Below are 24418 nucleotides of genomic sequence, written 5' to 3'. Positions count from 1 at the left end.
CGCAGCGACTATCGCCCGATATCTTCGTCCCACAACTCGGGACGACTGGCGATGAAGTCGCTCATCAGGTTGATGCAGTCTGGATCCTGCAATACCTGCACGTTCACGCCACGCGCCTTCAGCAAGGCCTCCTCCCCCATGAATGTACGGTTCTCACCAATGATCACCTCTTTGATACCGTAGAGCAGAATCGCCCCACTGCACATCGAGCAGGGTGACAATGTGGTGTAGAGGGTGGCCTGGCTATACACGCTGGCAGGCTGGCGCCCGGCATTCTCGAACGCATCCATTTCACCATGGAGGATTGCACTGCCGGACTGCACCCGACGATTGTGACCGCGCCCAATGATCCGGCCCTGATACACAATCACCGAGCCGATCGGAATGCCACCCTCGGCGAGGCCGGTACGCGCCTCATCGATAGCAGCCTGCATAAATGACGAGTGGTTGGTGCTAGTGCTCATAAGGCTGACTCAATGGCATTTGGATAACTGAACACTAGCACAAGGCCATTAACGCGGCAGTCGCCATGGCACCATTCAAGCCGACAGCTATGCTGAAAAGTCCGGAATTGAGCTGCTGGTGTATGCCAAGACACCGATCGTCTAAGGAGGACCGTAATGAGCAAGAAAATCCTGGTAGTACTGACCAATACTGCCAAGTACCCCTTACACAAACGCGCCACCGGTCTATGGCTGGGCGAAGCGGTGCATTTTGTCGACACGGTTCAACAGGCAGGCCTGATGGTCGACTACGTCAGCCCGGCGGGTGGTTATGTCCCCATCGACCCGCATAGCCTGAGCATGGCCGCCGACATCGACTGGGCCTGGTATGACGACAAATCGTTCATGAACAGGCTAGGCACAACCCTCAGCCCAAAGCAGGTCAAGGTTCAGGACTACAACGTCATCTATTACACCGGGGGGCATGGCGTGATCTGGGATTTCCCGGACAACGCCGCCCTGCAGGGCATTGCCCGGACGATCTTTGAAAATGGCGGGATCGTTTCATCGGTGTGCCATGGCGCTGCAGGCCTGCTGAACATCAAGCTCAGCGACCACACCTTGCTGGTCAAAGACCGGGAGGTCACCGGTTTTTCCAACATCGAAGAGCAGTTGGCAGAATTGGACAAGACCGTTCCCTTTCTTACCGAGACCGAATTGATCGCTCGCGGCGGCCTTTACCAGAAGGCTGAAGCGCCCTGGGAGCCCTTTGTCATTGCTGACTCAAAGGATGGCAGGCTGATTACCGGGCAAAATCCTGCCTCTGCCGCGCCCGTAGCACAACGGGTATTGGCGACACTGCGGCAGGCTTGATCGATACGCCTGACTTTAGCTGTTGACCGATACCACGGCCAATCGTTTCCAGGGACTACAGGAGCGCCCCACAGCACCCTTTATGCTGACGACACAGTCGAAAAGCTCGCAACGCCCCTCTGCGGGGCATACGAGCCCTGGCTTTCACTCAGCGTCCAGAGGTGAACCGTGGCTATCCATAAAAAACGCGCAGGCCGTGTCCTGCTCGAGTTCCTGACGATCATGTTGATCGGTTTGACCCCTGTGGCCAGCGGCCTGCTGATCATTGCCCTGCAAGTAGACCGAAAGCATTTGGAGGCAGCTGAAAAATCCGCTCTGGAAGCGCTTGAACGGATCGAGACCGTTATCGAAACGCTCCACACCAGCAGTAGTAAAGTGCTCAGTCTCGCAGAATTGGCCTGTGATAAAGCGATGCCCAGGCTACGCGTGGAAGTCGTCTCCGAGCCGAATCTGCGCTCATTGGTACTGCTCAGGGAGAACCGCGCCTACTGCAGCACCCAGCATGGCGAGAGCGAAATCATCATCGACCCCGGCACCTTCCATAACCAGAAACTGTTGCTGGCTGCTGGTAATCAGGTAACGCCCGACTCCCCTGTTCTGTACTACCGCCTTCAGGAATACCCTTTCGGAGTACTGTCGCTGACCAACGGTTTGCTCTTGCAGCAAATGATCAGTGCGATCAAGGAGCCCGCGACCGTGATCGTTCAATTCGGTACGGCATACTTGTCAGAAACGGGCATTGTCGAAGACATGAACCACACCAACATCAATGAGCAGTACCTTCAGGTCGTATCCCACAAACACGGCTTTATCGTACACAGTGGCTTTGCGGACGGCAGCACCTGGCAGGAAGTCCGCAGTAACATGCTTGCCAGCGCGCCCTCGCTACTACTGGTCGGCATCATCACCTCCGCTTTTGTGTACTGGAGCCTGTTTTCCCGACGCAACCGCAAGCCGTAAGGCGACATGCGCAAGCATCATCGCCTGAAAAACAAAGAGGCCAGCGTAGGAACGCTGGCCTCTTGTGTGTCGCGCTATCGATAATCAGTCGGTCGCCAATACACCGCGGCGTACCTGATCACGCTCAATCGACTCGAACAGTGCCTTGAAGTTACCCTCACCGAAACCGTCATCGCCTTTGCGCTGAATGAACTCAAAGAATACCGGGCCCATCAGGGTCTCCGAGAATATCTGCAGCAGCAGTCGCTTGTCCTCAGGCTGCGAGGAACCATCGAGCAGAATGCCTCGAGCCTTGAGTTCAGCGACCGGCTCGCCATGACCAGGCAAGCGACCTTCCAGCATTTCGTAGTAGGTCTCTGGCGGAGCAGTCATGAAGCGCATGCCCAGTTTTTTCAGGGCATCCCAGCTTTTGAGCAGATCGTCAGTGAGGAAGGCCACATGCTGAATGCCTTCGCCGTTGAACTGCATCAGGAACTCTTCGATCTGCCCGGCACCTTTGGACGATTCTTCGTTCAGCGGAATGCGGATCATGCCATCCGGTGCCGTCATGGCCTTGGAGGTCAGGCCGGTGTACTCGCCCTTGATGTCGAAGTAGCGAATCTCACGGAAGTTGAACAGCTTCTCGTAGAAACCTGCCCAGTAGGCCATACGGCCACGATAGACGTTGTGGGTCAGGTGGTCGATGATCTTGAGGCCCGCCCCCTCCGGATGACGGTCAACGCCCTCGATGAAGTTGAAGTCGATGTCATAGATCGAGCTGCCTTCCTCGAAACGGTCGATCAGGTACAGCGGCGCACCGCCAATACCCTTGATCGCCGGCAAGCGCAATTCCATTGGCCCGGTTTCGATCTCTACAGGCTGCGCTCCCAGCTCCAGCGCACGCGCATACGCTTCGTGGGCATTACGCACGCGGAATGCCATGCCACACACCGAAGGGCCGTGCTCGGCAGCAAAGTAGGAGGCAATGCTCCTGGGCTCGTTGTTGAGAATCAGGTTGATACCGCCCTGGCGGTACAGGTGGACGTCCTTGGAACGGTGGGTCGCCACTTTCGTGAAGCCCATGATCTGAAAGATCGGCTCCAGAACGCCTGGGGTCGGTGCAGCAAATTCAATGAATTCGAAGCCCATCAGGCCCATTGGGTTGTCGAAGATATCAGCCATGCTCGTGTCCTCATCAATACGGTAAAAACAGGTTCAATTGCTATCGATGTCGAGCAGGGAGGGTGGCGCGCAGGAGATGCCCCTCACACTGCGTGCGAGGAAGTCACCAAAGATCAGTTTGAACCCATGACACTTCATATGGACCCATTCTCGGCGGGTTTGATTCCCCGGAGGCGGAGAACCTTATTATTGTATGCGTAAAATGATTCTACAGGGCGTAACTCCATTTGTCCGCACTTTAGTTCAGGCCGCGCTCGGCAACAACGGTGCTCCATTCGGATGGTGGGTACGTCGTAGCCATAATAGACTAACGCCAAACCCGGTCTCCCACGCTGCCGAGGCACGCACCCCGAGAGAGCGGTCATAGCGACTGTGCGCATACCGCTCAAGCGCTATGCTTGCCAACGAAGGACCTTTGCCATGACAGGTAGTCAACCATGCCCCTTTCCCCGAAACGCCGAAGCCGCTCCACTGCACGCGTCCTGCTGCCCTGGTTGGTGGGTTTCATTCCGGTGATATGCGGCGTGCTGCTGCTGAACTGGCAAGCACAACGAGAACTGCAAGCCAAAGCACGGTTCAACGCAGAACATGCCATCGAACAGTTCGACCGGGTGCTGGACAACATCGCCCAGGCCGCACGCAATCTGCTGCCGCTGGCAGGACAACCCTGCGAACAGGTCAAGCTGCCCTTGCGCGAACAGGTCACGCGAGGCACCTTCGTTCGCTCGACCAACCTGTTCTACGACGACACCCTGTACTGCAGCTCGCTGTTTGGCAGCTACCGCGAGGCGGTCAACCCTGACGACTATACCGACGGCAGCCTCTGGCTGATGGATGGCAACTCTGTCTCACCCGGGCACCCGCTGCTGGTCTACCGTCTCAGTGAAGGCAGCAAGGGCGCAATCACAACGGTCGATGGCGATCACCTGACACACCTGTTGCGCCTGATCGATCCGGATTCCGACTTGCGGGTACAGGTGGGCCAGCACTGGATGGGAACCGACGGCCGGGTGCGCAATGACCCCTTACCCGGCTTTGCCGTGGCCCCGACAGCCCTGAAGTCCTCGCATTTCAGCTTCACGGTCCATAGTGGCTACCCGGATGGCGAAGTGTGGCGCCTGATGCAGCGCCAGTACGGCCCCTTGTTCGGCCTGCTGGTCTTCCTCGGGGTCATTGCCGGAGCAGCCTGCAACTGGCAACTGAAGCGCGCCAATTCACCTCGGGCCGAACTGCAACGGGCACTCGAGGCCGATGAGTTCGTTCCGTACTTTCAACCCGTTGTACGTCATGGCGATTATCGTTGGGCCGGCGTCGAAGTGCTGATGCGCTGGATACACCCTCGTGATGGCCTGGTACGTCCTGACCTGTTCATCCCCTACGCCGAGCATAGCGGTCAGATACTCCCCATGACCCGTCGCCTGATGCAACAGGTCGCCGAACAGTTGGCGCCCCATGCGGACACCTTTGACGAGGGCTTTCACATTGGCATCAATGTCAGCGCTGCACACTGCCAGGATCTGGCACTTTTCGATGACTGCCAGCGGTTGCTCGCGGCTTTCCCGCCAGGACGCATTCGGCTGACCCTGGAGTTGACCGAGCGTACGCTGATCACGCCAACCGAAACCACCTTCAACCTGTTCGCCAAGCTGCATGAATTGGGGGTCATGATTGCCCTGGATGACTTCGGCACGGGTCAATCGAGCCTGACCTACCTGCGCCAGTTCAAAGTGGACTACCTGAAGATCGACAAGAGTTTTGTCGGCATGATCGGGGTGGATGCGTTGTCACTGCACATTCTCGACAGCATCATCGAGCTGTCCAACAAACTGGACATGGGCATCGTTGCCGAAGGCGTAGAAACACAAACGCAACGTGATTACCTGGCCCAGCGCCAAGTGGATTTCCAACAAGGTTACCTGTTCGGCAAACCCCTGCCGCTGGACGGCTTTATCGACGCCCTGGCCCGCCAGAAAAAAGAGGCTACGGTTGCCCAGCCCTCCTGCCCCTGAGATCATTGCAGGTCAACCGTTCTGTCACTTGCGCTAGTTAGAGGCACCCTTGTCCAAAGGTATCGTTTCATCCGTCATGGCTTCGTTCATGTTTGCCGTGATGTATTTCTACACCTCGCTGCTCAGCCCGCTGGACGGTGAGGAAATTTTCGGTTGGCGCATGCTCCTGACGATGCCTTGCGTCACCCTGTTCATGCTGATTTCAAGGGATTGGCCGTTGGTCACCGGGCTGTTCGCCCGAATCCGCCAGAACCCCTGGTTACTGCTCGGCTTGTGCGCCACCTCGGCACTGATGGGCGTACAACTCTGGCTGTTCCTCTGGGCACCGCTGCATGGCCGTAGCCTGGAAGTCTCCCTGGGCTACTTCCTGTTGCCGTTGAGCATGGTGCTGACCGGGCGCGCAGTGTACGGCGAACGGCTCTCACGCCTGCAAAAGCTGGCGGTGCTCTGCGCCATGACCGGGGTTGGCCACGCGCTCTACCAGCAAGGCAGCTTCGCCTGGGAAACATTGTTGGTGGCCGGCGGCTACCCCGTGTACTTCGTACTGCGGCGCAAACTGCGTACCGATCATCTGGGGGGGCTGTGGGCCGATATGTGCCTGCTGCTGCCTGCGGCGCTCTATTTCGTTGTCCAAGGACCACTGTCGGCGGCCGATCTGGAGCAGCATCCAGGGCTTTACGCGCTGATCCCGCTGCTCGGCGTGATCAGCGCGCTGGCCCTGATTTGTTACGTGCTGGCCAGTCGACTGTTAGCGTTCAGCCTGTTTGGCCTGCTCAGCTATGTCGAGCCGGTACTGCTGGTTGCGGTCGCGCTGCTGCTGGGTGAAAGCATCCGTGCTGACCAATGGCTGACCTACATCCCGATCTGGCTGGCTGTCGTGGTGCTGGTGCTTGAAGGTATCAAGCACCTGCTGCGTCAGCGTCGCCGTCTGCTGTAAGGCGCACCTGCCGCACCCTGCGCTCCTCCACCGCCACCACGGTCAACTGCCAGCCATTCCAGTTCAGCTGGTCGCCGACCATCGGCAACCGGTCAAGCAAGCTCATGACCAGGCCCGCGAGGGTCTGGTAATCCTCGGTCGCCTTGGCCATGAACCCGGTTCTGGCCTGAACCTGGCTCAGGTTCAAGGCACCGTTGACCAGGTACCCCTCGGGACCTTCGACAATATCTGGCCCCTCGATCTCACTGGCATCCGGCAGCTCACCGGCAATCGACTCAAGAATGTCGGTCATGGTCAGCACACCGGTGAAATCGCCAAACTCGTTCACCACAAAGGCGATGTGGGTCGACTGGTTGCGCATCTGCTCCAGCGCATTGAGCACACTGAAACTTTCCAGCACATGCAGCGGTGTACGTGCCAGGCGCTCCAGATCGGGCTCATTGCCGGCCAACAGCTCCTTGAGCAGCTCTTTCTTGTGAACGAAGCCCAGCGGTTCTTCGACGTTGCCATGACGGATAAGTGGCAAACGCGAATAGGACGAATGCATCAATGCTGTGCGAATCGCCTCTGCCGATTGCGCCAGGTCAATGACATCGACCTTGGCCCGAGCCGTCATCACGGTTTTGATAGGCCGCTCGGCGAGGTTCAGCACGCCACTGATCATTACACGCTCACGACGGTCGAACAGCACCTGTTCGGCACCACCCTCGACCAGATCGGCGATCTCCTCGCCGACTTCATCTGCCTCGACCGAGCGCCCGCCGAGCAGCCGCAGTACGGCATGGGCAGTGCGCTCACGCAGTGGTCGATGCTGCTGCAGGCTGCGCTTGCGGCGTGCACGGGCCAGTTGGTTGAACACCTCGATCAGAATCGAGAAACCAATCGCGGCGTACAGGTAACCTTTCGGGATGTGGAAACCCAGGCCTTCGGCGGTCAGGCTGAAGCCAATCATCATCAAGAAGCCCAGGCACAGCATGATCACGGTCGGATGGGCATTGACGAAGCGGGTCAGCGGCTTGCTGGCGACAATCATGATGCCAATGGAGAACACCACCGCGATCATCATGATCGACAAGTGCTCGACCATACCCACCGCAGTAATCACTGCATCCAGCGAGAACACCGCATCGAGCACCACAATCTGCGCCACGATGGGCCAAAAGGCTGCATGGCGGACGGTCCCGCCCGCCTGGGCAACATGACCCTCAAGGCGTTCATGCAGCTCCATGGTGGCCTTGAACAACAGGAACACACCACCAAACAGCATGATCAAGTCACGCCCGGAGAACGACGTGTCGAGAATCTCGATCAGCGGCGCGGTCAGGGTCACCATCCAGGAAATGCTGGCCAGCAGGCCCAAACGCATGATCAGCGCCAGGCTCAAGCCAATCACCCGCGCCCGATCGCGCTGATGCGGCGGCAGTTTGTCGGCAAGGATGGCGATGAAAACCAGGTTATCGATGCCCAGAACCAGTTCCAGGACAATCAGCGTGGCGAGGCCCAGCCAGGCCGTGGGGTCGGCTAGCCATTCCATGGGGTGGTACTCGCAAAGGAGGCGTCACAGGGACGAAAGAAGGGCCGAGACGGCCAGCTACTGGGGGGCTCCGAGAACGACGTCATATCAACCTTGAATCAATGAGGGACGACGATCCTACAATCGTTGAACGCTCTTCATGTAGAGGGAAACTATTACAAAAGCTGTAAAGACTCAGGCATCAAGTGCCCACAGGGTGATTTTCTTCAATACCCGGCCTCCCCTGCTGCTTAGGCTGTATGGACATTTCCTTTCACCCAGAAGGTCCCTATGAGCCTGATGCTGTCCATGGCCGCCTTTGCGCTGGCCGCTTCGATTTCTCCCGGCCCGGTCAATATCGTTGCCCTCGGTGCCGGCGCCCGGCATGGTTTACGCGCCAGCCTGGCGCATGTCACGGGTGCGACACTGGGCTTCTGTCTGTTGTTGGTGCTGGTCGGGCTAGGGCTTCACGAGCTGTTGCGCCACTGGCCCGGCCTGGCCCGTCTGCTGCAGGCGGGTGGTGTGCTGTTTCTGTTCTACATGGCCTGGAAGCTGAGCAGCGACAATGGCGAGCTGGGTGCGGGGAACCGCGAAGAACCGCCTTCCATGCTCTACGGGGCAACCCTGCAATGGCTAAACCCCAAGGCTTGGCTGGCGAGCGTTGCCGGCATTGGCGCATACGTCGGTGAAGGTGAAACCAGCCTGCTGTGGCAGTTCACCGGGTTGTATTTCGTGATCTGTTATCTGTCAGTCGCCAGTTGGGCCTGGGCCGGCAGTGTCATCAGCCACTACCTGAACAACCCACGACGCGTGCGCCTGTTCAATCGCAGCCTGGCGCTATTGCTAGTGGCCAGCGCGATCTACCTGTTACTCGGCTGAACGGTAGTGCCCGGGCGTGGCGGCCAGGTGGTGCTTGAACGCTCGCTGCAGGTGAGCCTGATCGGCAAATCCGGCGTCGGCGGCGACCTCGGCAATCAGCCGGCCACGGCGCAACTGCGCCCGGGCATACTGGACGCGATGGTCAAGCAAATAGCCGTGGGGCGTCAGGCCATAGTGCTGCTTGAAGGCACGAATCAGGTAAGACGCCGATAGCCCGGCGGCCTGACAGATGTCCTCCAGCTTCAGCGGCTCGGTGCAGTGCTGGCGAATATAGTCCGCGGCACGCTCCAGACGCTGATTGCCCTGTGTAGGCTCGACCCAAACGGGTCCTAATTGATCCAGCAATTCAACAAAGAATGCTTCTGCTGCCGCCGCCTTCTCCAGATGACTGCGTGCAGGATCGACCAGCCACGCATACAGCCTCAGCAATTCGCTGTACACCTGCGCCGACGTCGTATGGGTCGCCGCCAGTGGCTGAAATCCCAATCGCTCAAGCCAGGGGGTATCGACATACAGCATGAGGTACGACCAGGGCTGATCGGCAATCGGGTTGCAGGCATGCACCGCCCCCGGGTTCATCATCACCACCGTGCCCGCGCTGATCTCGTGCCAGTGCTCACCGTTCAGGTAAGTGCTGCGCCCCGCTGTAACCGCACCGATGGAAAAACCGGCGTGGGAATGTCGCGCATAACAGACCTTGCGTCCGTCTTCCACGCTACGGGCCTCAATGAAGGGCAAGGCCGGGTCACGCCAGAATTGTGAATGAATGCTCATGGCTGGCTCAGGTCCTGAAGGCTCGTCTACCCGTTCATCTCATGTACCACCACCAGCAACTGCGCGGGTTGTGGTCCCAGCGAGCGCAACCGATGGGGTGTCTGTGCATTGAAATACAGTGCATCGCCGCGCTCCAGAATGACCCGCTCGTTCATGAAGTCAACTTCTACCTGGCCTTCATGGACAAACAGGAACTCTTCTCCCTCATGCTCCTTGAACGTCGAGTCACTGAACTCGGTCGGCGGGCTGAGCATGAACGGCAACAGGCTGCGATGACTGATCTGGCTGGCGAGTACGGCATAGCTGGAGACCTCGCGCGCCCCGGGCAGCGACTGACGCTGGTGGCTGCGCACCAGGCTGTAGCGCTCTTGTGTCGGCGCGTCGGCGGCGAACAGTTCCTCGACCTTGACGTTCAGGGCACTGGCCAGTTTCAAGGCAGCAGCAATTGATGGGGTGTTCAGGCCGCGCTCGACCTTGGACAAATAGCTCTTGGTCATGCCGGCTTTTTCCGCCAGCGCCTCCAGCGTAATCCCCAGTTTTTTTCTCAATAATTTCAATCGGATAGACATGCGAAGCAGTAAATCCCCACAGGCGTGTGCGATTTTGTCTTGCTAATGACACTTTGTGTCATATAGCATCGTTTGTGTCATATGCGTGTCGCCGTGCCACCTTCCAGAGCCACCCGGCGACATACCTCCCTGACACCCATGACGACTGCACAGGACATCTCCATGGCCAAGACATTAACACTGCCCAAGGATCAATTGATCAAGCAGGCCCTTGCGCACATGCAAGGCTCGCTTGCCGATAATACGTGGACTACCCGAGAAAAGCTGGCCCTCACCTGCCGGATTCTCTTTGAACATGGCCACGATTCAGGTCTGGCCGGGCAAATCACCGCACGGGGCCCGCAGCCCGGTACCTATTACACCCAACAGTTGGGCCTGGGCTTCGATGAGATCACGGCCAGCAACCTGTTGCTGGTCAATGAGGACCTTGAAGTGCTCGAAGGCGACGGCATGCCTAATCCGGCCAACCGTTTCCATAGCTGGGTGTACCGTGCCCGCCCGGACGTCAATTGCATCATTCACACCCACCCGACCCATGTCGCAGCCTTGTCGATGCTCGAAGTCCCCCTGCAGGTCTCCCATATGGACCTCTGCCCGCTGTACGAGGACTGTGCCTTCCTGGAGGCCTGGCCGGGCGTACCCGTGGGCAATGAAGAAGGCGAGATCATCAGCGCCGCCTTGGGCGACAAGCGTGCACTTCTGCTCTCGCACCACGGCCAATTGGCGACAGGTGCCAGTGTTGAAGAAGCCTGTGTGATCGCACAACTGATCGAGCGCGCCGCCAAGCTGCAGCTACTGGCAATGGCCGCAGGGCAGATCAAACCGATCGAACCGGCACTGGGTCGTGAAGCTCATGACTGGATCGCCCGCCCCAAGCGCCACGTTGCCGCCTTCAACTACTATGCCCGGCAAAGCCTGCGCCAGCATGCCGACTGCCTGAACTGATCACATTCTTATCGGAGCCTTGCCCATGTCCACCGCAATTCACGGCATCATCGGCTATACCATCACCCCGTTCAGCGCAAATGGCGAAAACCTTGATCTGCCTGCCCTGGGCCACTCCATTGACCGCCTGATCGAAAGCGGCGCCCATGCGATCGCGCCGTTGGGCAGCACCGGCGAAGGGGCCTATCTCAGTGACCACGAGTGGGACCAGGTGGCCGAGTTCAGCCTGGCGCACATTGCCGGTCGTGTTCCCACCGTTGTCAGTGTTTCGGACCTGACCACTGCCAGTGCCATTCGCCGTGCGCGATTGGCCGAGCGCCTGGGCGCCGATGCAGTCATGGTGTTGCCCACCGCCTACTGGAAACTCAGTGAAGCAGAGGTTCTCCAGCATTACCGGGCCATTGGTGACAGCATTGGGGTGCCGATCATGCTCTACAACAACCCGGCCACCAGCGGCACAGACATGTCAGTGGAGTTGATTCTGCGCATCGTCAAGACGGTGGAGAACGTAACCATGGTCAAGGAGAGTACCGGCGACATTCAGCGCATGCACAAACTGCAGGTGCTCGGCGAAGGCCAGGTGCCGTTCTACAACGGCTGCAACCCTCTGGCGCTGGAGGCGTTCGTGGCCGGCGCGACAGGCTGGTGTACGGCTGCGGCCAACCTGATTCCGGCGCTTAACCTGGCCCTTTATCAGGCGGTGCAGGCCAACGACCTGGAGCGTGCAAAAGCGCTGTTCTACCAACAGTTGCCATTGCTCGACTTCATTCTCAAGGGTGGATTACCGGCAACCATAAAGGCAGGTCTGGCCTTGACCGGCCTGCCCGTGGGCGAGCCGCGTCGCCCTGTGTTCGGGCTGAATGAAACCGGCCGGATGCAGTTGCAGGCGTTGCTGGATCAACTGATCTGACAGAGCCCGCCCGCAAGGCAGGCCCTGCTATTTGCAGGAACCTGTCTTGCGGGCAACAGGTCCGGTACGGTCACGATAAAACGGCTGCTTAGAAGGTCATTTCCTTTACATCGTCCGCGACGATCAGCTTGCCGGCAGTTTTCTCGATGATTTCCTCGACACTTACCCCCGGAGCGGTTTCGCGCAGGATGAACGCACCGTTCTCGATCTCCAGATAGGCCAGGTCAGTGAGTACCTTGCGGATGCAGCCCGCACCGGTCAGCGGCAGGCTGCAGCGTGACAGCAGCTTGGACTCGCCATCCTTGGAAGCGTGGGTCATGGTGACAATGATGTTGTCGGCACCGGCCACCAGGTCCATCGCCCCGCCCATGCCCTTGACCAGTTTGCCCGGGATCATCCAGGAGGCAATGTTGCCTTCCACGTCCACCTCGAAGGCGCCCAGTACGGTCAGGTCAACGTGACCGCCACGGATCATGGCGAAGGACTCGGCAGAGTTGAAAATCGAAGCGCCGCGGCGCGCGGTTACGGTCTGCTTGCCGGCGTTGATCATGTCGGCATCCAGTTGCGCTTCGGTCGGGAATTCACCCATGCCGAGCAGACCGTTTTCCGATTGCAGCATCACGTCCATATCGGCGGGGACATAGTTGGCCACCAGGGTCGGGATACCGATGCCCAGGTTCACGTAGTAGCCGTCCTTGAGTTCGCGGGCGACGCGCTGTGCCATTTGTTCGCGGGTAAGTGCCATGGTCAGGATCTCTTTGTTGTTCTGTGCGGGGGCGGGTCAGGCTTTGACCGTGCGCTTCTCGATGCGCTTCTCGAAGGTGCCGACGATTACCCGGTCGACATAGATGCCTGGGGTATGGATCTCGCTGGGCAGCAGGACACCTGGCTCGACGATTTCTTCAACTTCGACCACGGTGATCTTCCCGGCTGTGGCGGCCAGCGGGTTGAAGTTCTGCGCGGTGTTGCGGTAGACCACATTGCCGTAGTGATCGGCCTTCCAGCCCTTGACGATGGCGAAGTCGCCGGTAATGGCTTCTTCCATGATGTACTTGCGCCCGTTGAACTCGCGCACTTCCTTGCCTTCGGCCACCGGGGTACCGTAGCCGGTAGCGGTATAGAAGGCCGGGATACCCGCACCGCCTGCGCGCATTTTTTCGGCCAGGGTGCCTTGCGGGGTCAGTTCCACTTCCAGTTCGCCGCTGAGCAACTGGCGTTCGAATTCGGCGTTTTCACCCACGTAGGACGCGACCATCTTGCGGATCTGGTGCTGCTCCAGCAGCACACCCAGGCCGAAGCCATCGACACCACAGTTGTTGGAGACGACGGTCAGGCCCTTGACCCCACGACGCTTGATTTCAGCAATAAGGTTTTCCGGAATGCCGCACAGGCCGAAGCCGCCGGCCAGTACCGTCATGTTGTCGGTCAGGCCTTCGAGGGCCTCTTCATAGGTTGCTACGCGCTTGTCCAGTCCGGCCATGCTGATCCGCCTTTTGTAGTTGTAGAACCGACCTTGGGTGTCGGAGGAGCGTCTGGCGCATCTTCACCCCTCCTGACTCATTTGTTAATTTTGTTTTTTTCATTGATTAATTGGTTTTTAAAAACAATAGACCCGAACACGGTTTGCTGCGCCGGGCGACGCGCTTAAACATCAATGAAAGTCCCGGCTGCGCACGTCCAGCCCACTCAACAGTGGGCTGAGGTCCTCAAGGTGTCGGGCGATCACATGGCGCACCCCGCTCTCGCACTCCAGCCGACCCACCACCCGCAACAGCCGCGCGCCCACCAATACTCGGCGCTGACGCTCGGCCAGCGCCCGCCAGACCACCACATTGATCATGCCGAATTCGTCCTCCAGGGTGACGAAAGTCACCCCGCTGGCGGTCTGCGGCCGTTGCCGCCCAATGACAATGCCTGCCACGCTGACCCTGTCGGCATGGGCCAATTCGACCAGTCGCTGGGAGCTGCGACAACCCAGGCCGTCGAGCCGACGCCGCAGCAAGGCCAAAGGATGCGGCCCCAGAGTCGTGCCGGTGCTGCTGTAATCAGCGAACAGGTCCTCACCCAACGTTGGCGCGGGCAAGGCCACCCCCTCGTCTGACGGAGCCGCCAGCCCGGCGAACAACGGTAACTGGGCCTGCACCGCCGCCACTTCCCAGCGCGCCTGGTAACGGTGCCCGACCAGCCCTTGCAAGGCTCCGGCATCGGCCAGCAGCTCACGTGCGCGGGTATCCAGGCCGGCGCGCATGCTCAGGTCGCTGACATCGCTCCACGCCTTCATGGCGCGCCCCTGCTCGATACGCCGGCCATCGCCCTCACGAAAACCACGCACCTGGCGCAGCCCCAGGCGGATCGCCAAGGCACCCTCCGTGCCCGGCTCCAGGCTGCAGTCCCAGTCGCTATGGCACACATCCACCGGACGAATCTCGATGCCATGCCGTCGTGCATCCTGAAGGATCTGGTCCGGGCTGTAGAAGCCCATCGGCCAACTGTTGATCAACGCGCAGGCATAGATGGCCGGCTCATGACACTTGAGCCAGCAACTGGCGTAGGTCAACAAGGCGAAGCTGGCCGCATGGGATTCGGGAAACCCGTAGCTACCAAAGCCCTTGATCTGCTCAAAGATCCGCGCAGCAAAGGCCTCTGTGTAACCATTGGCGAGCATACCGCGGGTCAAGCGCTCACGGTGTGGCTCCAGCCCGCCATGACGTTTCCACGCTGCCATCGAGCGGCGTAATTGATCGGCCTCACCCGGGCTGTAGTCGGCCGCGACGATGGCCAACTCCATGACCTGCTCCTGGAACAGCGGCACGCCCAGGGTGCGCTCGAATACCTTCGCCAGTGCGGGTGAAGGAAACGCTACAGGCTCTTCGTTGTTCCGACGGCGCAGATAGGGGTGGACCATATCGCCTTGAATCGGCCCAGGGCGGACAATCGCCACTTCAATGACCAGGTCATAGAACGTCTTCGGCTTGAGCCTGGGCAGCATGGCCATCTGCGCCCGCGATTCGATCTGGAACACGCCGATGGTATCGGCACGACCAATCATGTCGTAGGTCGCTGCATCCTCGGGCGGCACCGTGGCGATAGTCAGCCGACGCCCACGATGGCGTTCAAGCAGATCGAAACAGCGACGCAAGGCGCTGAGCATTCCCAAGGCAAGGATATCGACCTTGAGCAGACCGACCAGGTCGAGATCGTCCTTGTCCCACTGGATCACTGTGCGGTCTTCCATGGCCGCGTTCTCCACAGGCACCAGGCTGTCCAGTGGCTGCTCGGAAATGACAAAGCCACCGGGGTGCTGAGACAGGTGCCGGGGAAAGCCGATCAATGTCCCTGTCAACGCCAATACCCGGTGCAGCAACGGGCTTTCAGGGTCGAAGCCCGCCTCACGCAAGTGCTCGGCCGACGGTACCCGGTCGCTCCAGCGGCCACAGCAATCGGCCAGTGCGTTGACCTGATCAGGCGGCAACCCCAACACCCGGGCAATATCCCGTACGGCACCGGCGGCATGGTAGGTGCTGGCCACGGCCGTGAGCGCCGCGCGGTGACGACCATAACGGCGGAACACGTACTGCAGCACCTCTTCGCGGCGCTCGTGCTCGAAATCAACATCAATGTCCGGAGGCTCGTTACGCTCGCGGGAGAGAAAACGCTCGAACAACAGGTGCGAGGTCATGGGGTCCAGCTCGGTGATGCCCAGTACGAAGCACACCACCGAGTTGGCTGCCGAGCCCCGCCCCTGGCAAAGGATGTCCTGCTCGCGGGCAAACCGAACGATGTCGTGGACCGTGAGAAAGTACCCTTCGTACCCCAGCTCGGCGATCAGGGCCAACTCATGCTCAAGCATGGCTCGGGCCTTGTCTTCGATACCCATAGGCCAGCGCCAATGCAGGCCATGCTCGCACAACTGACGCAGCCAGCTGGTCGAGGTATGACCCTGTGGCACCACTTCCTGAGGGTACTGATAGCGCAACTGACCAAGATCGAAATGGCAACGTTCGGCGATCTGTACACTGGCCTGAAGCAATTCGGGTGGGTACAACTCGACCAGTTGCTGCAATGATCGCAAGTGCCGCTCGCCATTGGCGAACAGACGGTGCCCGGCCTCGGCCACTGTCGTGTGATGACGGACAGCGGTCATGCAGTCCTGCAAGGCCCGGCGTCCACGGGCATGCATATGCACATCGCCACAAGCAACCGCTGGAATGCCTGTCTCAACGGCCAGCGCCTGCAGGTTCGCCAGTCGCTGGCGGTCATCCGGGCCACGGTGCAACTGCACTGCTAGCCACAGGCGCTCAGCAAACACCTCACGCAACCAGTGGCCGTTGCTGGCGTCACGCTCGTCATCCGGCACCCACAGTGCCAACAGCCCAGGCAGAGGGCTGTTGAAGTCCGCGCGATACAGGCAGTACTCGCCCTTCTTTGCCCGTCGACGCCCCAGGGTGATCAGTCGACACAGGTGCTGATAGCCACACAGATCCTCTACCAACAGCACCAGTTTCGGGCCGTCCTCCAGGCGTATTTCGCTGCCAATGATCAATGGAAGACCACTGTCCTTCGCTGCCTGCCAGGCCCGCACAATACCGGCCAGGGTGCATTCATCGGTAATCGCCAGGGCCTGATAGCCTTGCTGGCGGGCACGCTCGAACAGCTCCTGCGCACGTGAGGCACCACGCTGGAAACTGAAGTTCGACAGGCAGTGCAATTCGGCATACGCCACGCTCATGCGAACCAGCCTTGCAACCACAGCGAATGACTGTCACCGACATTACGGTAGGCCCAACCACGCTGGCCGCTGGCGGTTTCGATCAGGTAATAGTCACGGCGTATGTCGTCGCCGTCCCACCAACCGGACTCGATACGTTCAGGCCCGGCCAACACTTGAAAACCGTCAGCCAGTAGCGCTTGCGGCGTGGCCAGCAACCAGCCGGGACGTGGCGCAGCCGGTGCCGATATGTTGGCCAAGCGCCCCTCTCCCAAGCGCCAGGCACACTCGGGGCGATGGTCTGCCTGCACCTGCAGCGTCCTCACCGCCTCATCGCCAAGGCGCGCACGCAAACGCTCGCGCAACTGCTCCCACGGCTGGTGCTGCTGCGTCCGAGCCTCGAAGAGCTCCCCTAGCGGTGGCACGAAACGTGGCAAGTCCTCGGCCAGCAAACGCAGGTTACGCACCGGCGCAACAAGCTGCAGCGCCTCCAGCCGCCCACGAGCCAGTTCAAACAGCATGCCGGCCTCACGCTCAGCAGCCAGCAGGCCAACCACCACACGGGTGTCCTCAGCCTCGGCATGCTCCAGGTACAGGGTAAAACGCTGCACCCCCACATCCCGCCCGACCAGAAACACCGTCAGGTCGTTGATCAAGCGCCGCAACGGGAACAGCAGCGCCTGATGGGATTCAACATCGAAATTCAGCTCCAGCCGCGCATCGAAACGGTCAGCCGGCATGTAGCACGCCAGTGCCATGGGGCGCAGGCCAAGCAGCCGGTCCAGATGCAGCTGTACCGGGGCGGCGAAACGTCGAGCCAGCGCATCACGCGGCAGCGCCAACACCTGATCCAGGGTGCGCACACCCATACGAACGAACGCCGTGGCAGCGTCCGCCGCTAAACCGATGCGTTCAATGGGCATTCGCACCAAGGCCGCCCGAGTCTGATCGGGGCAGAAAGCTGCCAATCCGTCATGCCCATTGGCAAGCATCCGGGCCGCTACAGGGTTGCTGGCCAAGACGATGCGATGACGAAAGCCGAGTGCCGTCAGTTCCTCACGCAAGCGCGCTTCAAACGCAGGCCATGGCCCGAACAACCCAAGGCTGGACTCGACCTCCAGCAACAAGGCTCGTGGGTAATGCAGGCTGACCTGTGAACTGAAGCGATAGGCCCAGGCCGCAAGCAATTGCTGCAAGTGTTCCGTGGCTGCAGGGTCATGCTCGACACACGTAAACCCTTGGGCCAGGGTTTGCGCTGTGCTCAGCGTTTGCCCGGCACGCAAGCCAAGGGCATGGGCAGACGGGTTGACCGCCTGCAACACCCGACGCTGGGTCGGACCGCTGATCAGTACCAGCGGGGCTACCGGGTCATCACGCCCGCGCAGCACACCATCGAGCGCCAGCTGCGGCAGCAGGATACAAGCCCAGAGCATGGTGCATCAGCCTCGCCGGTACGCCGCAATGGGGGCTGCCGGCGCTCGCCCGCCACGGCACTTGAGCACCCGCCACTGTGCAGGCTGGCTATCGATGGCAATCCGCAAGGCCGCAGGCGAAGGGTTCAACGCGGCAAAGTGAGGACGGCAGGCGAACGCCAGGGCCTGGCCCGTTTCAGCGGCAACCTGCAAACGGCGCAACGCCCGATCGTCAGCCTGATGCGGCCAACACAACACCGCAGCGCAACTGCCCGAACGCAGGCATTGTTCGGCCGCCCAGAGGGCGTCAGCCGGGTTGGCCTGCACCAGCGACAGCCAATGCAAGTCGACCCCGGCAGCCTGCCAGGCAGGGGCATAGGGTATATAGGGTGGCGTTACCAGTACGACCCGCTCGCCGCCCGTGGTCAAGCGTGCCAGGCTCGGCCAGAGCAATTGCAGCTCACCACTGCCGGCGCTCGCCAACAACACCTCGGTCAGCGCCCCGGACGGCCAGCCGGCATCGGGCAAGGCGGCATCCAGCGCAGCATGCCCGGTGGGCTGTACGTCGCGTGGCGGTGCAACAGGCCGACCCTTCCAGACCTGGCGGGTATCCAGCAGCCCGTCGAGACTGACCACGGCGCCCATCAGCCACGCCTCAACAGGCCACAGAACACACCCTCGATCACCAGCTCATGCTCGGGACCGACGTCAATCGGCGCATAGGCCGGGTTACGCGGCAACAGACGGTAATGCCCGTCGGCACGCTGGAAGCGCTTGATGGTCACCTCGCCGTCCAGGCGGGCGACCACGATCTGCCCATCACGGGCATCGGCCTGTTGTTTGATGCCAACCAGGTCGCCATCGAAGATACCGTCATCGATCATTGAGTCACCACGCACCTTGAGCAGGTAGTCCGGGGTACGGCTGAACAACTGCGGATCAAGCAGCAGTTGCTCATGGATATCGATATCCGGGCCGATCGGTCGCCCGGCCGCCACCTGCCCCAGCACCGGTATCTCCAGCACCTCGGGCCGGCGCAACGCCCCGGCCAGGCGGATACCGCGCGCCTGGTTCGGTGTGACCTCGATCAAACCCGCCTCACAGAGGGCCTGAATGTGCTTGCGGGCCACACTGCGCGAGGCGAAACCGAAAGCCTGGGCGATATCGGCCAGGCTCGGTGGCTGGCCGTGTTCGGCGATGCGCTCACGGATGAAGGTCAGGATGGCTGTGCGTTTGGGCGATAATCTAGTCATGGAGTACATTTGTACTCTTTTCGTAAACAGCTGACCAGCCCCATTGATCGCCCCAAGGCGAAATGAGTCCGTTATGATTGTCGCTACCAGACGTGTAGCGGAAACCCACCATGCTCAATGCCCTGCTGTTCGACCTCGACGGCACCCTGACCGATACCGACAAACTGCACCTGCTGGCCATGCAGCAGTTGTTGCTCGAAGAAGGCCGGGTCTTTACCGAAGAGGAGTTCGACGCGCATGTCAGTGGCCGGGCCAATGCCGACTTGTGCCGCTACCTGTTCCCGGAGCGCTCGGTCGAGGAGCACCAGGCGTTCGCCGACCGCAAGGAAGCACGCTTTCGCGCCTTGTCGCCGCGCCTGCAACCGACCCCAGGCTTGCCGCGCCTGCTTGCGCATGGGGAAGCTGCCGGCCTGGGCATGGCCGTAGTCACCAATGCCCCACGGGCCAACGCCGAGCACATGCTCGCCGCCATGGGCATGGCCGGGCGCTTTCGACATATTCTGGTGGCCGAGGAACTGCCCTGCGCCAAACCCGACCCGCTGCCCTACCTCACCGGCCTTGAACGCCTGCAGGCGCGAGCCGAGTACGCGCTGGCGTTCGAGGACTCGATTCCCGGGGTAACGGCAGCCAGCAAGGCCGGTATTTTTACCGTTGGCCTGACCACCAGCCAACGACCGGAAGTGCTGCTGGCCGCTGGAGCACAGTTGGTGGTGGAGGACTTCACGGATGCGCGACTGTGGGCACTGATCGAACGGATGTCCGCTCAGGCTCAGTGACGCCGGTCGCTTGTCTTGCTACGTGGCGCCACCGGATGACGCACGAGCGCTCGGCCTACAACGGTGCATCCACGGCGATCCCTTGCAGACGCCGATACTGGCGCAGCACATTCGGCACATAACGCTGTGTCTCTGCAAACGGCGGAATCACCCGGCCACGGCTGATCACCGCATCAGGCCCGGCATTGTAGGCGGCCACGGCCAGCGTTATGTCGTTGTTGAACAGGTTCAGCATACGTTTGAGATAACGAGCACCACCCTGCAGGTTCGCAGCCGGGTCGAGCACATCCGTGACACCCAGTTCACGCGCGGTATCAGGCATCAACTGCATCAGCCCTGCGGCCCCCTTGGGTGAGCGCGCATTGGCGTTGTAACGCGACTCTGCCTGAATGACCGCATGCAGCAGTGCCTCAGGGACACCCTGGGCCTTGGCAGCTTCGGCAATCAATCCGGCATAGGGCATGCCGGTAATCAACTGTGGCTGCAGCGCACTCGACTGAACAGGCCTTGGCTCAACCACCACGCGCTGGTAGTGGCGCCCTGGGCGATGCACATTCGACAGTACATAGCCGCCGCTGCTGGAAACCGAAATATAGACATCCGCCATGACTGGGCCACTGAACACCCACCAGGCCAAGAGCACTGCCGTCACGTGCGTCATCGCGAACCCCTCCCCGTTACGTCCCCAGAAAGTGGGGCTTATGCCCCGTTTTTCCGGGTGCAGATGTACTGACGCAAGCAGCGTGCCGCTTTCCAGCCGCATCCCTACGGCTACCGGCAGAACGCGCATGGCAATTGCATAAGGCACTTCAGGCGCACAACGGAGGCCTATGGCATGAACAACAAACGACATGTGCAACGGGGTTTCACCCTGCTCGAACTGCTGGTGGTGCTGGTGGTACTTGGTTTGCTGGCCGGCATCGTCGCGCCCAAGTATTTCAGCCAACTGGGGCGCTCGGAGGCAAAAGTGGCCCGGGCGCAAATCGAGGGCCTGGGCAAGGCGCTGGACCTGTACCGGCTGGAAGTCGGTCACTACCCGTCCTCGGAACAGGGTCTGCAAGCGTTGGTCAGTGCGCCGAGCGGTGAAAGCCGCTGGACCGGTCCCTATCTGCAGAAGCAAGTGCCGCAAGACCCTTGGGGGCGTGCCTACATTTATCGCCAGCCCGGAGAAAACGGCGAATATGACCTGCTGTCGATGGGCAAGGATGGCCAACCCGGCGGTGACGGCGAGAATGCCGAAATCACCAGCTGGCAGTGAGTGGAGGGACGCGCCATGCGTTTTGAACTCAAGGCTCTGGGCAAGGCTGGCGTAGTCTGCCTGACGCTTGAAGCCAGCGACCCGGCTCAGGCCCGTCAACTGGCAGAGCAGCAGGGCTTACGGGTGGTCAGCCTGCGCAGTAGCGAACGCTGGCCCGGCCTGAACTGGCGACGTCGAGAACACTTTGAGCTGGTGCTGTTCAGTCAGGAACTGACCACCCTGCTCAATGCCGGCCTTCCGCTGATCGACGCCCTGGAGAGCTTGGCGGAAAAGGAAACCGCACCGGCCGCGCGCAAGGTACTTGATGGTTTGGTGCGCCAGCTCTACGAGGGTAAATCGTTCTCCCAAGCGCTCGGGCAGTGGCCGGCAGTCTTTCCAACCTTGTATGTCGCGCTGGTGCAATCGAGCGAAAAAACCGGGGCGCTGGGCGAGGCGCTGGGCCGCTATGTCGCCTATCGCCAGCGCCTGGATGAGGTACGCCAACGGATTGTCGGCGCATCGATTTACCCGTTCTTGCTGCTGCTGGTCGGTGGCGGTGTGGTGCTGTTTCTACTGGGGTATGTAGTGCCACGTTTCAGCCTGGTATTCGAAGGCCTTGGTTCAAACCTGCCATGGCTGTCGCAGGTGCTGATGCATGCCGGTCTGTTCCTGCATGCTCACCAGGGACTCCTGGCCGCGGGCTTTGGCCTGCTGATGGCAACCCTGGCACTGCTGCAACGTCAGCCCGCTGTCCGTCGCTGGCTGGGGCGGCAGCTGGAACGCGTACCCGCCTTGCACCGTCGCCTGGTGATGTATGAACTGGCGCGGTTCTACCGCTCACTGGGTATTCTGCTGCAAGGTGGCATTCCGATCCTTACCGCCATGGCGATGGCCCGGGGGTTGCTCGGCGTCTCTGCTGGCCAACGCCTGGACCAGGCATGCGAGCGTGTCCGCGAAGGCCTGTCGCTGTCTGCCGCGCTGGAAGCCGGGCAACTGGTCACCCCGGTGTCGCTACGCCTGCTGCGTGCAGGCGAACACGCCGGCAACCTTGGACAAATGATGGAGCGGAGCGCGGACTTCTACGATGACGAAGTCGGTCGCTGGATCGAGTGGTTTGTGCGGCTGTTCGAGCCGCTGCTGATGACGTTCATCGGACTGTTGATCGGCGTGATCGTCATCCTGATGTACATCCCCATCTTCGAACTGGCATCGAGCATTCACTGACCGCTACATATCAAAACGATCCACCGCCCGCCGCCGCTCGTTGTCGTCGCGCATGTCATAGTTGGCGGTGGTCTGGATGTTGCTGTGGTGCGCAAGTTTCTGCGCAATCGACAGGTCATGCTCTTCGATCACCCGCGTGATGAACGAGCGACGAAAATCGTGGGGCATGATCTTCACCCCTACCTGCTGCCCCCGCTGCCGTGCGATGTAGTAGATCGCATGCTTGGTGATGCGCTCGCGGGTGATATGGCTGCCACGGCGTATACGGTTGAACAGGAAATCGTCATCGGCCTGCCCCTCCGGCAACTGCGAGCGGCGAAACGCCAACCAGGCATTGAGCGTGTCGAACGCCCAGGCCGGTGCATACTTGATCAATTGCTTGTTGCCTTTACCCAACACCTGCAGGCTGCGCTCGGAAAAATCGATTTGCGACAGCTTCAAGTCGACCGACTCGGACTTGCGCATCCCCGTGCCATAGAGCAAAGCGATTACCGCTGCATCACGCAGCCCCTGTGGACGCGGGTCGGCGGCGCACACCTCCATGAGTTCACGTATCAGGCTGCGCTTGAGGTTACGTCCCACGGGCAGGCGTACACCCTGGGTCGCTTTCACGGTACGAATCTTGAGCAACTGTTCATGACTGATCAGGCTCAACCGCCACGCCTCGTTCATGACGCCGCGTATTGCATTGACATACAGCGATGAGGTGTTGGGGGTAAACCCATCGGCACGCAATGCCGCCACCAGCGCAACCACATGCGCAGGATCGAGCAGGTGCCAGGGCACCTCGGCGATATCGCATTCGTCAAAGCCGAGTCGGTCGGCAGCATCCTGCAGGACGTACTTCATGGTCAACTGGCTGGAGGGTGCCAGGCGCGCAAGGTATTGCAGCAGCGGGTTATGCAGTGAATCGGGCAAAACGAGAGATCCTGTAGCAGCGCCAGCATGCTCCGAAATCAGAGCCAGGCTATTGATTGCCAAGCATTTTGACCTGGCACCGGGCTGATGGTAACTCATCAGGCGTGACGCTGCTGCCAATAGCCGACACGCCCTCCCATCATGGGAGCCGATACCACGGGCGAGCAGTCGGCTTCAGGATAATCAAGTGAGCTAACGAGACTTGAGCTTCCTGAACGACAGGTTCAGGTCCGAAGCCCAGGTATCCAGTACAGACTTCACGTCATCCGGGACCAACACCTGCTTGTCGTTCTCCAGGGGCTTACCGCTGCCCTTGCGTACGACCTGGGCCAACACCTTATTATTACCCCCATCGAGAAATGCCGCTTCAGTGGCAATCTCGGTTTCCTGATCACGAATGCCCGAGGCGGTACTCACTGCCGCGGCTACCAGTGCTATCGGAATCACCTCATACGGTTTCAAGCCTTCGGTCTTGCTACTGACTGCGGTAATGGCCGGCCTGATCACGATGGTGCCAGGGCCAGGGCCTGTAGCCAGTGGCAGGGACTTGCTGATTTCCCGCTTGAGTGCCGCATCGTAGTAGCGAGTAATGCCTTGCAGGGTACTTTGCGGTATGCGCTCGGTCGCTTGCGGTTTGGGATAGAACTGACTCGGTTCGATGTAGACGCTCTTGTAACGCTCAGCCTTCAGGTCAGGGTCCACCCAACGCATCACCGTCGCCCCGGAAGGCGATGTGCTTTCGCTCAAACGGCTGTAATCCCTGAGAAAACCGGAATAATGTTCGGGTTCGACAACTTTGCTTGAACAACCGGCCATTACAAGCCCTGTCAGGCACAGAGTACCGACGATCAATGCTCTTTTCATGCTCTCGCTCCATGGCGCGCAAAGGAAGGCTCTGTAGGTATAGGCTAGAGTTG

At 60.3% G+C, this 24418-nt stretch carries 24 protein-coding genes; 10 read left to right on the top strand and 14 right to left on the bottom strand.

Annotation, left to right across the window (positions count from 1 at the left end; translation table 11 throughout):
• Positions 1-8 precede the first annotated feature (8 nt).
• Positions 9-464 carry a nucleoside deaminase gene (locus IE038_RS04955; protein ID WP_189395242.1) on the bottom strand — a complete coding sequence of 152 codons (456 nt, stop codon included), beginning with the start codon at positions 462-464 and terminating at the stop codon, positions 9-11.
• 156 nt (positions 465-620) lie between these two features.
• Here IE038_RS04955 and IE038_RS04950 point away from each other — a divergent pair, with 156 nt between their 5' ends.
• A complete protein-coding gene (locus IE038_RS04950; RefSeq protein WP_163931965.1) occupies positions 621-1316 on the top strand; it encodes a type 1 glutamine amidotransferase domain-containing protein in 696 nt (231 codons plus the stop codon).
• A gap of 168 nt (positions 1317-1484) precedes the next feature.
• A complete protein-coding gene (locus IE038_RS04945; protein WP_163931962.1) occupies positions 1485-2276 on the top strand; it encodes a CSS-motif domain-containing protein in 792 nt (263 codons plus the stop codon).
• A gap of 84 nt (positions 2277-2360) precedes the next feature.
• Here IE038_RS04945 and hppD read toward each other — a convergent pair whose 3' ends face one another.
• Positions 2361-3437 (bottom strand): 4-hydroxyphenylpyruvate dioxygenase, encoded by a 1077-nt coding sequence (gene hppD / locus IE038_RS04940; protein ID WP_163931960.1) that lies wholly within the window; start codon positions 3435-3437, stop codon positions 2361-2363.
• Between the two features lie 437 nt (positions 3438-3874).
• Between hppD and IE038_RS04935 the strand changes: the two genes are divergently transcribed.
• Together IE038_RS04935 and rarD are read left to right on the top strand one after the other, a co-directional pair.
• Positions 3875-5446, top strand: coding sequence for an EAL domain-containing protein (locus IE038_RS04935; RefSeq protein WP_189395241.1), 1572 nt, complete (start codon positions 3875-3877; stop codon positions 5444-5446).
• A 49-nt stretch (positions 5447-5495) separates the two neighbouring features.
• The gene (rarD, locus tag IE038_RS04930) at positions 5496-6383 is read left to right on the top strand and encodes an EamA family transporter RarD (RefSeq protein WP_163931745.1); all 888 of its coding nucleotides are present in this window, start codon (positions 5496-5498) and stop codon (positions 6381-6383) included.
• On the opposite strand, the gene IE038_RS04925 is transcribed toward rarD, so the two are convergent.
• Positions 6346-7917, bottom strand: a complete 1572-nt coding sequence (locus tag IE038_RS04925) for a TerC family protein (RefSeq protein WP_163931748.1) — start codon at positions 7915-7917, stop codon at positions 6346-6348. The two genes, rarD and IE038_RS04925, sit on opposite strands and share 38 nt — an antisense overlap.
• Before the next feature lie 270 nt (positions 7918-8187).
• Between IE038_RS04925 and IE038_RS04920 the strand changes: the two genes are divergently transcribed.
• Entirely contained in the window at positions 8188-8775 is a 588-nt protein-coding gene (locus IE038_RS04920) for a LysE family translocator (RefSeq protein WP_163931751.1), read from the top strand.
• Here the strand turns inward: IE038_RS04920 and IE038_RS04915 are convergent.
• Positions 8764-9549 (bottom strand): AraC family transcriptional regulator, encoded by a 786-nt coding sequence (locus IE038_RS04915; RefSeq protein ID WP_163931754.1) that lies wholly within the window; start codon positions 9547-9549, stop codon positions 8764-8766. The genes IE038_RS04920 and IE038_RS04915 overlap by 12 nt on opposite strands.
• A 26-nt stretch (positions 9550-9575) precedes the next feature.
• Complete coding sequence (locus IE038_RS04910; RefSeq protein ID WP_163931758.1) at positions 9576-10118, bottom strand: helix-turn-helix domain-containing protein; 543 nt, start codon at positions 10116-10118, stop codon at positions 9576-9578.
• Positions 10119-10280: 162 nt separating this feature from the next.
• Between IE038_RS04910 and IE038_RS04905 the strand changes: the two genes are divergently transcribed.
• Positions 10281-11063, top strand: coding sequence for an aldolase (locus IE038_RS04905; protein ID WP_065757884.1), 783 nt, complete (start codon positions 10281-10283; stop codon positions 11061-11063).
• 25 nt (positions 11064-11088) lie between these two features.
• The gene (locus tag IE038_RS04900) at positions 11089-11973 is read left to right on the top strand and encodes a dihydrodipicolinate synthase family protein (protein ID WP_163931761.1); all 885 of its coding nucleotides are present in this window, start codon (positions 11089-11091) and stop codon (positions 11971-11973) included.
• An 88-nt stretch (positions 11974-12061) separates the two neighbouring features.
• Here the strand turns inward: IE038_RS04900 and IE038_RS04895 are convergent, their stop codons facing one another.
• The 6 genes from IE038_RS04895 to lexA all read right to left on the bottom strand — a co-directional run bounded on the left by IE038_RS04895 (position 12062) and on the right by lexA (position 19355).
• Positions 12062-12718 (bottom strand): CoA transferase subunit B, encoded by a 657-nt coding sequence (locus IE038_RS04895; protein WP_065757882.1) that lies wholly within the window; start codon positions 12716-12718, stop codon positions 12062-12064.
• Between the two features lie 36 nt (positions 12719-12754).
• Complete coding sequence (locus tag IE038_RS04890) at positions 12755-13453, bottom strand: CoA transferase subunit A (protein WP_102052136.1); 699 nt, start codon at positions 13451-13453, stop codon at positions 12755-12757.
• A gap of 171 nt (positions 13454-13624) precedes the next feature.
• Positions 13625-16723 (bottom strand): error-prone DNA polymerase, encoded by a 3099-nt coding sequence (locus tag IE038_RS04885; protein ID WP_195826216.1) that lies wholly within the window; start codon positions 16721-16723, stop codon positions 13625-13627.
• Positions 16699-18114: a Y-family DNA polymerase gene (locus IE038_RS04880; protein ID WP_163931764.1), complete on the bottom strand. Its 1416-nt coding sequence runs from the start codon at positions 18112-18114 to the stop codon at positions 16699-16701. The genes IE038_RS04885 and IE038_RS04880 overlap by 25 nt, the downstream gene beginning before the upstream one ends.
• A 6-nt stretch (positions 18115-18120) precedes the next feature.
• On the bottom strand, positions 18121-18738 hold the full coding sequence (gene imuA / locus IE038_RS04875) for a translesion DNA synthesis-associated protein ImuA (protein WP_189395239.1): 618 nt from the start codon (positions 18736-18738) through the stop codon (positions 18121-18123).
• Positions 18738-19355, bottom strand: coding sequence for a transcriptional repressor LexA (lexA, locus tag IE038_RS04870; RefSeq protein ID WP_163931770.1), 618 nt, complete (start codon positions 19353-19355; stop codon positions 18738-18740). Before lexA ends, imuA begins: the two co-directional genes overlap by 1 nt.
• Positions 19356-19456: 101 nt before the next feature.
• On the opposite strand from lexA, the gene IE038_RS04865 reads away from it, so the two are divergent.
• Complete coding sequence (locus IE038_RS04865) at positions 19457-20122, top strand: HAD family hydrolase (protein ID WP_163931774.1); 666 nt, start codon at positions 19457-19459, stop codon at positions 20120-20122.
• Positions 20123-20177: 55 nt separating this feature from the next.
• On the opposite strand, the gene IE038_RS04860 is transcribed toward IE038_RS04865, so the two are convergent.
• Entirely contained in the window at positions 20178-20783 is a 606-nt protein-coding gene (locus IE038_RS04860) for a lytic transglycosylase domain-containing protein (RefSeq protein WP_163931778.1), read from the bottom strand.
• Between the two features lie 174 nt (positions 20784-20957).
• Between IE038_RS04860 and gspG the strand changes: the two genes are divergently transcribed.
• Positions 20958-21380 (top strand): type II secretion system major pseudopilin GspG, encoded by a 423-nt coding sequence (gspG, locus tag IE038_RS04855; protein ID WP_163931781.1) that lies wholly within the window; start codon positions 20958-20960, stop codon positions 21378-21380.
• A gap of 15 nt (positions 21381-21395) precedes the next feature.
• Entirely contained in the window at positions 21396-22583 is a 1188-nt protein-coding gene (locus IE038_RS04850) for a type II secretion system F family protein (protein WP_189395238.1), read from the top strand.
• Positions 22584-22586: 3 nt separating this feature from the next.
• Here IE038_RS04850 and IE038_RS04845 read toward each other — a convergent pair whose 3' ends face one another.
• Both IE038_RS04845 and IE038_RS04840 read right to left on the bottom strand, forming a co-directional pair.
• Positions 22587-23432, bottom strand: a complete 846-nt coding sequence (locus IE038_RS04845) for a site-specific integrase (RefSeq protein WP_407682233.1) — start codon at positions 23430-23432, stop codon at positions 22587-22589.
• 261 nt (positions 23433-23693) lie between these two features.
• Positions 23694-24365: a DUF3313 domain-containing protein gene (locus IE038_RS04840; RefSeq protein WP_163931787.1), complete on the bottom strand. Its 672-nt coding sequence runs from the start codon at positions 24363-24365 to the stop codon at positions 23694-23696.
• Positions 24366-24418: the final 53 nt, after the last annotated feature.

It is taken from the genome of Pseudomonas laurentiana, assembly GCF_014648275.1.
GTDB classification, from domain to species: Bacteria; Pseudomonadota; Gammaproteobacteria; order Pseudomonadales; family Pseudomonadaceae; genus Aquipseudomonas; species Aquipseudomonas laurentiana.
The sequence above is the reverse complement of the archived record's forward strand: the minus strand, read 5'-3'. Positions and strand labels throughout refer to the sequence as shown.

Excerpts from the sequence above, each read along its gene's own strand:
- IE038_RS04955 (WP_189395242.1), bottom strand. The coding sequence starts at position 464 with ATGAGCACTAGCACCAACCACTCGTCATTTATGCAGGCTGCTATCGAT.
- IE038_RS04950 (WP_163931965.1), top strand. The coding sequence starts at position 621 with ATGAGCAAGAAAATCCTGGTAGTACTGACCAATACTGCCAAGTACCCC.
- hppD (WP_163931960.1), bottom strand. The coding sequence starts at position 3,437 with ATGGCTGATATCTTCGACAACCCAATGGGCCTGATGGGCTTCGAATTC.
- IE038_RS04935 (WP_189395241.1), top strand. The coding sequence starts at position 3,875 with ATGCCCCTTTCCCCGAAACGCCGAAGCCGCTCCACTGCACGCGTCCTG.
- IE038_RS04925 (WP_163931748.1), bottom strand. The coding sequence starts at position 7,917 with ATGGAATGGCTAGCCGACCCCACGGCCTGGCTGGGCCTCGCCACGCTG.
- IE038_RS04920 (WP_163931751.1), top strand. The coding sequence starts at position 8,188 with ATGAGCCTGATGCTGTCCATGGCCGCCTTTGCGCTGGCCGCTTCGATT.
- IE038_RS04915 (WP_163931754.1), bottom strand. The coding sequence starts at position 9,549 with ATGAGCATTCATTCACAATTCTGGCGTGACCCGGCCTTGCCCTTCATT.
- IE038_RS04910 (WP_163931758.1), bottom strand. The coding sequence starts at position 10,118 with ATGTCTATCCGATTGAAATTATTGAGAAAAAAACTGGGGATTACGCTG.
- IE038_RS04905 (WP_065757884.1), top strand. The coding sequence starts at position 10,281 with ATGGCCAAGACATTAACACTGCCCAAGGATCAATTGATCAAGCAGGCC.
- IE038_RS04900 (WP_163931761.1), top strand. The coding sequence starts at position 11,089 with ATGTCCACCGCAATTCACGGCATCATCGGCTATACCATCACCCCGTTC.
- IE038_RS04895 (WP_065757882.1), bottom strand. The coding sequence starts at position 12,718 with ATGGCACTTACCCGCGAACAAATGGCACAGCGCGTCGCCCGCGAACTC.
- IE038_RS04890 (WP_102052136.1), bottom strand. The coding sequence starts at position 13,453 with ATGGCCGGACTGGACAAGCGCGTAGCAACCTATGAAGAGGCCCTCGAA.
- IE038_RS04880 (WP_163931764.1), bottom strand. The coding sequence starts at position 18,114 with ATGCTCTGGGCTTGTATCCTGCTGCCGCAGCTGGCGCTCGATGGTGTG.
- imuA (WP_189395239.1), bottom strand. The coding sequence starts at position 18,738 with ATGGGCGCCGTGGTCAGTCTCGACGGGCTGCTGGATACCCGCCAGGTC.
- lexA (WP_163931770.1), bottom strand. The coding sequence starts at position 19,355 with ATGTACTCCATGACTAGATTATCGCCCAAACGCACAGCCATCCTGACC.
- IE038_RS04865 (WP_163931774.1), top strand. The coding sequence starts at position 19,457 with ATGCTCAATGCCCTGCTGTTCGACCTCGACGGCACCCTGACCGATACC.
- IE038_RS04860 (WP_163931778.1), bottom strand. The coding sequence starts at position 20,783 with ATGACGCACGTGACGGCAGTGCTCTTGGCCTGGTGGGTGTTCAGTGGC.
- gspG (WP_163931781.1), top strand. The coding sequence starts at position 20,958 with ATGAACAACAAACGACATGTGCAACGGGGTTTCACCCTGCTCGAACTG.
- IE038_RS04850 (WP_189395238.1), top strand. The coding sequence starts at position 21,396 with ATGCGTTTTGAACTCAAGGCTCTGGGCAAGGCTGGCGTAGTCTGCCTG.
- IE038_RS04845 (WP_407682233.1), bottom strand. The coding sequence starts at position 23,432 with ATGAAGTACGTCCTGCAGGATGCTGCCGACCGACTCGGCTTTGACGAA.
- IE038_RS04840 (WP_163931787.1), bottom strand. The coding sequence starts at position 24,365 with ATGAAAAGAGCATTGATCGTCGGTACTCTGTGCCTGACAGGGCTTGTA.